The organism is Peribacillus sp. B65 (assembly GCF_058513295.1).
In genome coordinates, this window is record NZ_CP195840.1 from 5,519,072 (window position 1) to 5,519,667 (window position 596).

The 596-nt window shown below is 42.4% G+C and carries 1 protein-coding gene; it reads left to right on the forward strand.

The features are described 5' to 3' along the window. Window positions 1-2: 2 nt before the first annotated feature. Window positions 3-596: L-serine ammonia-lyase, iron-sulfur-dependent subunit beta (gene sdaAB / locus ACSR9O_RS27280; protein ID WP_491725427.1), on the forward strand; the 594-nt coding region annotated here is incomplete at its 3' end.

Below are 596 nucleotides of genomic sequence, written 5' to 3' on the forward strand. Positions count from 1 at the left end.
CGATGAAATACAGATCTGCATTCGATATAATCGGTCCCGTCATGATTGGACCTTCAAGCTCACATACAGCAGGAGCTGCCAGAATTGGCAGAGTAGCAAGGACATTATTCGGAAAGCAACCGAAGAAAGCGATTATTTCTTTATATGGTTCTTTTGCAAAAACATATAGGGGACACGGTACGGATGTCGCTGTCGTAGGCGGGATATTGGATTTCGATACGGATGATGAACGAATCCCTGCCTCATTAACGATTGCGGAAGAAGCCGGTATGGACGTTTCCTTTACAATCGAGGATACGGTGATGGATCATCCTAATACAGTCAAGATCAGACTGTTCGACGAAGATAAAGAATTGGAACTAGTTGGGATCTCAATTGGCGGCGGAACGATAGAAATAACGGAATTGAATACGTTCAAGCTTAAATTGTCGGGTGAAAACCCAGCCATTTTAGTCGTGCATAACGATGTATTTGGAATCATATCTTCCGTTTCGACAGTATTGGCGAATCATGAAATTAACATTGGCCATATGGAAGTTTCACGGAAAGAAAAAGGTCAAATGGCTCTCATGGTGATTGAAGTCGATCAGAAAATC